Here is a 6,482-nt window from a genome sequence, read left to right as displayed (position 1 = left end):
GCACCGATCATCGCGCCAGTACCGGCCAGACGTGCACCGGCTTCGTCGGCACGGAATTCACGCTTGCGCGAGAACCACATGACGATGGAGCTGGCAAGGATGCCCAGCACCAGTTCGGCGAAGATGGTTGCCACGTAGTAGGCAATACCCTGGCCTTCTTCGTTCTTGAAGATCACCTTGTCGACAAAGTTGCCGATGATTCGTGCAAAGAACATTACGAACGTGTTCACCACGCCCTGAATCAACGCCAGGGTGACCATGTCGCCATTGGCAACGTGGCCAATTTCGTGAGCCAAAACGGCTTTCACTTCATCGGGCGAGAAACGCTCCAGCAACCCCTGGCTAACCGCGACCAGCGCGTCGTTCTTGTTCCAGCCCGTGGCGAACGCGTTCGCCTCGTAGGCCGGGAAGATTCCGACTTCAGGCATCTTGATCCCGGCTTCCCGGGACAATTGCTCGACGGTTTGCAGCAACCATTGCTCGTGACGGGTGCGTGGCTGGGTGATGATCTGGGTGCTGGTGCTCATCTTCGCCATCCACTTGGAGATGAACAGCGAAAAAAGCGAACCGGCAAAACCAAAGACCGCACAGAAAATCAGCAGCTGATTGAGGTTCAGATCAACCCCGTTGGCCGCCATGAACCCGTTGAAGCCGAATAGGCTCAGGGTGATGCTGGCAATCAGCACGACCGCCAGGTTAGTGGCCAAAAACAGCAGGATGCGCATCATGGTTGTAGAAATCTCCTTTTGCTAAAGATATAGCGTACTGCGGGGTATATAAGGTGCTGCACTGCGCTATTCAACCGGGTGACTATTTCAAACTGTGTCCTACGGCAACAGTGTAGTCGCTTGCAGGGCATTTCCGACGCGGGCATGGGAAGTGTTTGACAGACAAAGAACGGAGCAAACCCTGTGGTTGTTAGGCGCTAGCGCCCAGCAAGTGATCAGGCATTGCGTGAAGCAAGGGTGTGCGGCAGGACGTAAAGATGTGTTGCTGAATTAATCGCCGTGCGACTTTCGCATAAAGTCGCACGGCGACGGACCCCTTACTGGCGGTAGGATTTGAGGAAGTTGCCGATCCGGCCGACGGCCATCTCCAGATCATCCACGCGCGGCAGGGTCACCACGCGGAAGTGGTCCGGCCAAGGCCAGTTGAAGGCTGTGCCTTGAACCACCAGCAGCTTCTCGGAGAGCAGCAGGTCGAGCACGAACTTTTCATCGTTGTGGATCGGGCAGACTTTCGGGTCGATTCGCGGGAACGCATACAGTGCGCCCATCGGCTTGACGCAGCTCACGCCCGGAATGTCGTTGAGCAGTTCCCAGGTGCGATTGCGCTGTTCCAGCAAACGGCCCTGGGGCAGGACCAGGTCATTGATGCTCTGGTAGCCGCCCAGTGCTGTCTGGATCGCGTGCTGGCTCGGCACGTTGGCGCACAGGCGCATGTTGGCCAGCATGTCGATGCCTTCGATGTAGCTCTGCGCGTGATGTTTCGGACCGGAGATGGCGATCCAGCCTGAGCGGAAACCCGCCACGCGATAGGACTTGGACAGACCGTTGAAGGTCAGGCACAGCAGGTCCGGGGCCAGCGAGGCGGTGCAGATGTGCACGGCGTCGTCATACAGGATCTTGTCGTAGATCTCGTCGGAGAACACCACCAGGTTGTGCTGGCGGGCCAGTTCCAGCATGCCCAGCAACACTTCCTTCGAATACACCGCGCCGGTCGGGTTGTTCGGGTTGATGATCACCAGTGCCTTGGTGTTCGGGGTGATCTTGGCCTTGATGTCGGCCAGATCCGGCCACCAGTTGGCCTGCTCATCGCACAGGTAATGCACCGGGTTGCCGCCCGACAGGCTGACCGCGGCCGTCCACAGCGGATAGTCCGGGGCCGGTACCAGCACTTCGTCGCCGTTGTTGAGCAAGGCCTGCATCGACATCACGATCAGCTCGGAAACGCCGTTACCCAAGTAGATGTCTTCGATGCCGACGCCTTCAACCTGCTTCTGCTGGTAGTACTGCATCACAGCCTTGCGCGCGCTGAACAGGCCTTTGGAGTCGCTATAACCCTGGGCGGTCGGCAGGTTGCGGATAACGTCCTGGAGGATTTCGTCCGGCGCTTCGAAACCAAAAGGCGCCGGGTTGCCGATGTTCAGCTTGAGGATGCGATGACCTTCCTCTTCCAGGCGCTTGGCGTGCTTGAGCACTGGGCCGCGAATGTCGTAGCAGACGTTGGCGAGCTTGTTCGATTTGCTGACCTGCATGGCGATGTGTTCCCGAAAATGAACGATCCAGGCGGTGTATGAACTACCGTACTGGGAATCCTGCGTATTCACACAGGCCCGGCRCCTTGAGATGCAGCACCCATAAATCCGTTTGAATGCGCGTGGTCTGGCTGCCAGACTGGCGTTTGACGAGGCGCAATCATACGTGCCGCCCGACCCGTGGAAAAGATACAGATCGGGCTTTTTCAGCTGCTGAGGTGTGATGATGGAAAAGTTGGAAAAAACCCTGGAAGAATGGAAGGCGATGCTCGACCCGGAGCAGTACAACGTGTGCCGCCTCAAAGGCACCGAGCGTCCGTTTTCCGGTAAATACAACGGCACCAAGACTGACGGTGTTTACCACTGCATCTGCTGCAATGAGCCGCTGTTCGATTCGAACACCAAGTTTGACTCCGGCTGCGGCTGGCCGAGCTTCTACGCACCGATCGGCGACAGTGCGATGGTCGAAATCCGTGACGTCAGCCACGGCATGATCCGTACCGAAGTGGTCTGCGCCAAATGTGATGCCCACCTTGGGCACGTGTTCCCTGATGGCCCGCCACCCACCGGTCTGCGTTATTGCATCAACTCGGTGTGCCTGGACCTGGTGCCGCGCGAATAATGTGAGCCTTGTAGGGGCCCGGCTTGCCGGCGATGCCTATCTCAAGCACGCCATCGCCGGCAAGCCGTGCTCCTACAGGGATTCTCGTGCTCCATTGATTTATTAAATTGCACACAATTCAATTGCTCGCTATGTTTGTCTCATCTTCTTTTATCAAGAGTGCAAGCCATGAGCGACAATCTGCTGAGCATCCCGTGCACCACCATCAAGGGTGAACAAAAGACCCTGGCGGATTACGCCGGCAAAGCCGTACTCGTGGTCAACACGGCCAGCAAGTGCGGCTTCACTCCGCAATACAAGGGGCTGGAAGAGTTGTGGCAAACCTACAAGGACCAAGGTCTGGTGGTCCTCGGCTTTCCGTGCAATCAGTTCGGCAAACAGGAGCCCGGCAACGAAGGCGCCATTTCCGAATTTTGCGAATTGAATTTCGGTGTCAGCTTCCCGCTGTTCAAGAAGATCGAAGTCAACGGTGCCGGCGCGCATCCGTTGTTYGTTCAATTGAAGAAACGCGCACCGGGCGTGCTTGGTTCGCAGGGCATCAAGTGGAACTTCACCAAGTTCCTGATCGGTAAGGATGGTCAGTTGGTCAAGCGCTTCGCCCCGGCGACCAAGCCCCAGGACCTGAGCCGCGAGATCGAAGCCCTGCTCAAATGAACACGATGTCCGTTGATTCCCTGAAACTCGACAGTCAGCTCTGCTTCAAGCTGTACGCCGCGTCCCGGGCGGTGATTCGCGCCTACAAGCCAATGCTCGACCAACTCGGCCTGACCTACCCGCAATACCTGGCCATGCTGGTGTTGTGGGAATGGCAGGAGGCCGCCCCCGAGCAGCCGACGGTCAAGGCGTTGGGTGAACGTCTGGCGCTGGACTCGGGGACCTTGACGCCATTGCTCAAACGGCTTGAGCAATTGCAGCTGGTACTGCGTCAGCGCTCTGTTCGCGATGAGCGTGAAGTGCACCTGAGCCTGTCACCTTCCGGTAAGGCGTTGCGAGATCAGGTCGGCCCGCTCAAGGCTCGCCTGTTGTGCGACAGCGGGGTGGATCTGGATCGTCTGAGTGATCTGCGCGAAGGCCTTGATCATTTGTTAGGGCAGATCAAGGCGCCGTCCTAGTTGGCACCCAGACGTCAAGCAGTGCGGCCAGATCTTCACGGCGCAAGGGCTTGACCAGGTAGTCGTTCATGCCCGCCGCGTGGCAGCGTTCGCGTTCCTCGGACATCGCGTTGGCGGTCAGCGCGACGATGGGCAGCTGCGGCCAGCGCCCGCTGCGACGTATTTGCCGACTCGCTTCGTAGCCGTCCATTACCGGCATGTTGCAGTCCATCAACACCAGATCGAAATCCCTGAGCTCAAGCTGATCCAGAGCTTCGGCACCGTGGGCAGCGACGATGACTTCACAGCCGAGTTTTCCCAGCATGCCCTTGGCCACCATTTGATTGACCGGGTTGTCCTCGACCAGCAAAACGCGGCCTCGCCGTTGGTGAGGCACGACTTCGCCCCGAGCTTCGTTGATCAGGGTGGTTTGCGGCTGCAAGACTCGCTGCAAGTTCTGGTACAGCGCGTTGCGCGCCAGCGGTCGCGCCTGTTGCTGCAAGGGCGCGAGGGCGCTCGCCTGTTCGCTGGGCATGAAGTTGCCATAAGCGGTTACCAGCAGAATCGGTGCGGCAAGGGTGGGGCGCAGACCAAACAGGCATTCGGGGCAGTCGGTGATCAGGACATCAGGCTCAATACCCATCAACGAGTCATCCATGGAACGTTGTTGATAGTCGAGCCCCCACGCAGGCAACAGGGTTTTCAGCAGCTCGGCCAGCCCGCTACTGGCGGCGGTGATCGCAAGGACCTTGCCGGACAGCGGTGCCGGGGACACGGCGCGGGTGTGGGCGGGCAGCGGCAGGTCGGCGCAGAACTGGCTGCCAAAACCGGCTTCCGAGCTGATCGTCAGACGTCCCTGCATGGCTTCGCAAAGGTTGTAGGTGAGGGCCAGGCCCAGTCCTGTACCGCCGAACTGCCGGGTAATGCCGGCACCGGCCTGGGTAAATGGCTGGAAGATCTTGACTTGGGCATCCTGGGCGATCCCGATACCGGTATCGCAAACCTCGATTCTGACGCCCTGCGCGAACGTAGACAGACGTAAATCGACCCGACCGAAGCGGGTGAACTTGAGCGCGTTGGATAACAGATTGCTGACGATCTGCCGCACTCGGGTCGGGTCCCCCAGTACCAGCGCCGGAAACTGCGGATCGATCAAGCACGTCAGCTCCACGCTCGGCGCCGCATTTTGGGACAACAGATTGGCGGTGTCTTCGACCAACGAGCCAAGGTCGAACGGAATGTGCTCCAGTTCAAGCTGACCTGCATCGAATTTCGACAGGTCGAGAATGTCGTTGAGCAGTTCCACCAGCACTTTGCCTGAGTCATGAGCGATCGACAGTTGTTGCTGCTGCTCGGCAGTGAGCGGGCCGTCCAGCGACAGCGCGATCATCCCTAACAGGCCGTTGAGGGGCGTGCGAATTTCATGGCTCATGTTGGCCACAAACACAGAACGTGCTTCGGCCATATCGATGGCGGTGGTTCGCGCGATTTCCAGTTCCCGATTGGATTGGCTGAGCCTGGCATTGGTGGCCTTGAGCTCTGCAGTACGCGTCGAGACTATGTTTTCCAATTGACTGAGGTAGTCGGTCAAACGGTTTTCGGCGTTGCGTCGTTGATGGATTTCAGTGGCGGTGTTTTCGAATTGTTCGTTGGCGGCCTTGACCAAAACACCGATTTCATCGTCTTCATGCCCCGGCGGACATGCCACCCGGTTAGGCTCCACGCTACGCGAATCGCGGCCACTGAGCTCGCGAATGACCCGCACCAAGGGTTTGGTCAGCATCACGTAGAACAGCGCGAGCAGAATGCCTGTCAGGATCAGGCTCCGAGCGAAGCCGTTGAGCAGTGTCACTTCAGCCCGGTGCAGGAAGCGGTTGCCGAAGGCGTAAGTATCGACCTCCAGTTGCAAGGTCCCGAGGGATTCCTCTGGCAGGTGATCGAGAAACAGCCGGTCCTCAAAGAGCCGATTGGCGCCGAACAGGAAGTCACTGATCACTCGATAACCGCTTTGCGCGCCTGGACGCTTGACGCTGGCCAGCACGGTATTGCGGTTATCGGTCAGTTTCGCGCTGATGATCGCCGGTGAACGCAGCAAGCCCAGGGTCAGTTCCTGGGCGAGTTCGGCGTCGATGTTGTAGGCGATGCGCGAGGCGGGATTATGGCTGATTTCCAGTAAAGACCGTATTTCACGGTTGATGGAGGCGTCTTCGCTGGCATAATCGATGCCTATTTGCAGCAGGCTGAGCAGCGTGCCCAGAATGAATCCGACCAGTACAGTAAGCTTGGCTTGCTTGTAGGACAGTCGGTGGGTGAATTTGATATCCATGGGGTGTTGAACCACTTCCGTTTTCTTTCGCTGCTCAAGCATAGTCGATCATGCAGGGATACCGATGTTCTCGCGAACCCTTGAGCAAGGGATGAGTCGGGCACCGAACGCCGTGTATTCGTCGCTGTATCGCCATCATCACTGTGAACGTGCCCGAGGAGAAGACGTGGACGCCCGATTGAATGC

Annotated in this window: 6 protein-coding genes; 3 read left to right on the top strand and 3 right to left on the bottom strand. The window is 58.3% G+C overall.

Going from position 1 to position 6,482, the window contains the following annotated elements; all coding sequences use genetic code 11:
- Both htpX and AC1DRJ_RS17160 read right to left on the bottom strand, forming a co-directional pair.
- On the bottom strand, positions 1-728 hold a 728-nt coding region (gene htpX, locus AC1DRJ_RS17165; protein ID WP_477803205.1), incomplete at its 3' end, for a protease HtpX.
- A 317-nt stretch (positions 729-1,045) separates the two neighbouring features.
- On the bottom strand, positions 1,046-2,257 hold the full coding sequence (locus AC1DRJ_RS17160) for a pyridoxal phosphate-dependent aminotransferase (RefSeq protein WP_007943708.1): 1,212 nt from the start codon (positions 2,255-2,257) through the stop codon (positions 1,046-1,048).
- Between the two features lie 226 nt (positions 2,258-2,483).
- On the opposite strand from AC1DRJ_RS17160, the gene msrB reads away from it, so the two are divergent.
- From msrB to AC1DRJ_RS17145, 3 genes are all read left to right on the top strand, one after another.
- Positions 2,484-2,879, top strand: a complete 396-nt coding sequence (gene msrB, locus AC1DRJ_RS17155) for a peptide-methionine (R)-S-oxide reductase MsrB (RefSeq protein ID WP_150781999.1) — start codon at positions 2,484-2,486, stop codon at positions 2,877-2,879.
- Positions 2,880-3,047: 168 nt separating this feature from the next.
- Complete coding sequence (locus AC1DRJ_RS17150) at positions 3,048-3,533, top strand: glutathione peroxidase (protein ID WP_477803204.1); 486 nt, start codon at positions 3,048-3,050, stop codon at positions 3,531-3,533.
- Positions 3,530-3,991 (top strand): MarR family winged helix-turn-helix transcriptional regulator, encoded by a 462-nt coding sequence (locus AC1DRJ_RS17145; RefSeq protein WP_477803203.1) that lies wholly within the window; start codon positions 3,530-3,532, stop codon positions 3,989-3,991. Before AC1DRJ_RS17150 ends, AC1DRJ_RS17145 begins: the two co-directional genes overlap by 4 nt.
- On the opposite strand, the gene AC1DRJ_RS17140 is transcribed toward AC1DRJ_RS17145, so the two are convergent.
- On the bottom strand, positions 3,975-6,296 hold the full coding sequence (locus AC1DRJ_RS17140) for a hybrid sensor histidine kinase/response regulator (RefSeq protein WP_477803202.1): 2,322 nt from the start codon (positions 6,294-6,296) through the stop codon (positions 3,975-3,977). The two genes, AC1DRJ_RS17145 and AC1DRJ_RS17140, sit on opposite strands and share 17 nt — an antisense overlap.
- Between the last annotated feature and the right edge of the window lie 186 nt (positions 6,297-6,482).

This window comes from Pseudomonas sp. P5_B2, from assembly GCF_056400445.1.
The sequence above is the reverse complement of the archived record's forward strand: the minus strand, read 5'-3'. Positions and strand labels throughout refer to the sequence as shown.

Coding starts and splice junctions, on each gene's coding strand:
- AC1DRJ_RS17160 (WP_007943708.1), bottom strand. CDS start 2,257: ATGCAGGTCAGCAAATCGAACAAGCTCGCCAACGTCTGCTACGACATT.
- msrB (WP_150781999.1), top strand. CDS start 2,484: ATGGAAAAGTTGGAAAAAACCCTGGAAGAATGGAAGGCGATGCTCGAC.
- AC1DRJ_RS17145 (WP_477803203.1), top strand. CDS start 3,530: ATGAACACGATGTCCGTTGATTCCCTGAAACTCGACAGTCAGCTCTGC.
- AC1DRJ_RS17140 (WP_477803202.1), bottom strand. CDS start 6,296: ATGGATATCAAATTCACCCACCGACTGTCCTACAAGCAAGCCAAGCTT.